Raw genomic sequence first — 2,176 nt, 5'->3', positions numbered from 1 at the left:
CTGTCCTGTCATACCGCTTGTGGTCAGTGACGGCTTTGACGGCAACCGGATGAAAATCAACTGGCAGTGGAATCACAATCCTGTTGACAGCGCATGGTCACTGACTGAGCGGCCGGGGTATCTCCGTCTGAAAACATCGAGGGTGACAGACAATATCTTTATCGCGCCGAACACATTGACCCAGCGCATGGAAGGCCCCGGATGTACAGCCACGGTGGCTGTCGACGTGACGGGCATGCGTGACGGTGACGTGGCCGGTTTCGGAGCTTTCAACGGTGACGCAGGCCTGCTTTCGGTTGTCGACGAAGGCGGAAAGAGATACATAAGGCTGACATCGGAGAGTGTCGCCCTGCGTGATTCAGACAAGGCTGTCACGTCAGTCAGGCGCGAGACGCTGTTCAATGCTCCGCTGAAAGCCGGCAAAATATATCTGCGTATTGATGCCGATTTCCGCTTGAACCGTGACGTGGCACAGTTCTATTACAGCCTTGACAACAAGGAATGGCACCGCGTTGGTCCTGACTATAAGATGATATTTGACTACCGGCGCATGTTCATGGGCACAAAATTCTCCATCTACAACTATGCTACGAAGGCAGCCGGAGGGCATGTCGACGTCGATTTCTTCGATTATCGGCATATCCGCCGCTGACTGCCCGGCAGCATGTCATGATGTATATTGTTTTAAAACGTTCAACAGTATGAATGAGGTTTATCTCGGGTTAGGCTCAAATCTCGGCGACAGGTGCGGCAACATAAACCGTGCCGTGGCTCTGATAGGCAGGCGTGTGGGCACGGTTACGCGCGTGTCGTCACTGATAGAGACTGAGCCGTGGGGCTTTTCTTCCGACAATACTTTCGTCAACGCCGCCGTGTGTGTGGAGACACTGCTCACGCCGCGGCAGGTTCTTGAAGCCACGCAGGCCATAGAGCGCGAGATGGGACGCACGGCGAAATCGACTGACGGACAGTATCACGACCGCTTGATAGACATCGACATCCTTATGTACGACGACATCCACGTAGACGAACCCGACCTGAAAATACCCCATCCGCTGATGAACGAGCGCGACTTCGTTATGCGTCCGCTTAGCGAGATACTTTAATACTTAACGCTGAAAAACACGAATTGGCTTATGGAAAAGATGTCAGAAGATTACAGAAAGTTTAGTTGGGACGATGTTTCGACAATTGTATATGCTGTCATTTTTGCACTTTATGTCACATACCGGCGGATGGACAATCCTCCTCAATGGCTCCTTGGCGTTATTGCCGTGATGATTCTGTTGAAGTCGATGTCGGAAATCGTATATTACTTTAAGCAAACGAAACGAGGCAAACGACGCATTTGGTCTTTGATATTCTCAGCGTTAGTCTTTCTTTGTGGTATAATGTTTCTGTTGAATGCGTTTGGATTATTAGGAGAGTAACCGTAAAACCTTATAAAACACACAGCTATGAACAAATTTTTGGTAAAGTTTTTTTATAACGCCGACATGCTTTTCATGGCGTTGTTTATCATTGCCGCCGTGGTGGTTGACATTCCGTGGCTTACTATAACTACGGCCATTGTCCTCCTTTTGTTCGGAATTGCGGGAGTGGTTTATGCCCTTCTGACGCGCAACGGGCGCCCCGAGAACTACATTTACATCTGCGCTCTCGACGCCATAATCGGCCTTGTTGCCGTTATCTGGGGTATTGTTGGCGGATGGTGGTATTAAACTCCGTGGCTTATGAATAAGGAAAACATACTTGCATGGATGCAAATCATTGCAGGTTTTATTGTGCTTTTTATCGTAGTGGTTACTTTTCAGTGGTTCGGGTCGACGACATACGTCGTACTGTCGGTCCTGTTACTTGCCATAGGAATAGGCTGCACGGCTCTCTCGCTGGCGTGCCACGACGGGCTTAAGAGCCCGAGGCTTGTCTACTTCCTTGTTGTATTGGTAGGCGGGGCACTGCTTTTGGCGCTGCCGTATGCCTAAGGATAGGGTAGGGATAAGCCAAATGGGCCTGATGGGGCCAATGGGATTGGTGGGAGGATAGGCCAAATAAGCCTGATTTGACAAATGAGGCTGATGGGAGAATTATCCCTACAAGACATTTGTCTTTAACTACTTTAACTCCCTTAACTCCTTTAACTACCAAAACATTAACCTAAGAGGCCCAAGCGATA

Annotated in this window: 5 protein-coding genes; all 5 read left to right on the top strand. The window is 49.4% G+C overall.

Annotated features, from left to right (window positions below; translation table 11 throughout):
* Positions 1-652 (top strand): beta-xylosidase family glycoside hydrolase (locus tag H6A34_RS14180; protein ID WP_477396662.1); only part of this gene is annotated, 652 nt, incomplete at its 5' end.
* 49 nt (positions 653-701) lie between these two features.
* Positions 702-1,106, top strand: a complete 405-nt coding sequence (folK, locus tag H6A34_RS14175; RefSeq protein ID WP_205106044.1) for a 2-amino-4-hydroxy-6-hydroxymethyldihydropteridine diphosphokinase — start codon at positions 702-704, stop codon at positions 1,104-1,106.
* A gap of 30 nt (positions 1,107-1,136) precedes the next feature.
* The gene (locus H6A34_RS15565) at positions 1,137-1,430 is read left to right on the top strand and encodes a DUF308 domain-containing protein (RefSeq protein ID WP_205106043.1); all 294 of its coding nucleotides are present in this window, start codon (positions 1,137-1,139) and stop codon (positions 1,428-1,430) included.
* A 27-nt stretch (positions 1,431-1,457) separates the two neighbouring features.
* A complete protein-coding gene (locus H6A34_RS14165) occupies positions 1,458-1,721 on the top strand; it encodes a hypothetical protein (RefSeq protein ID WP_021948302.1) in 264 nt (87 codons plus the stop codon).
* 12 nt (positions 1,722-1,733) lie between these two features.
* Positions 1,734-1,985, top strand: coding sequence for a hypothetical protein (locus H6A34_RS14160; protein ID WP_205106042.1), 252 nt, complete (start codon positions 1,734-1,736; stop codon positions 1,983-1,985).
* Positions 1,986-2,176 lie beyond the last annotated feature (191 nt).

The sequence above is a fragment of the Marseilla massiliensis genome (assembly GCF_016899855.1).
Lineage (GTDB): Bacteria > Bacteroidota > Bacteroidia > Bacteroidales > Bacteroidaceae > Prevotella.
This window is presented reverse-complemented; position numbering and strand designations above follow the sequence as displayed.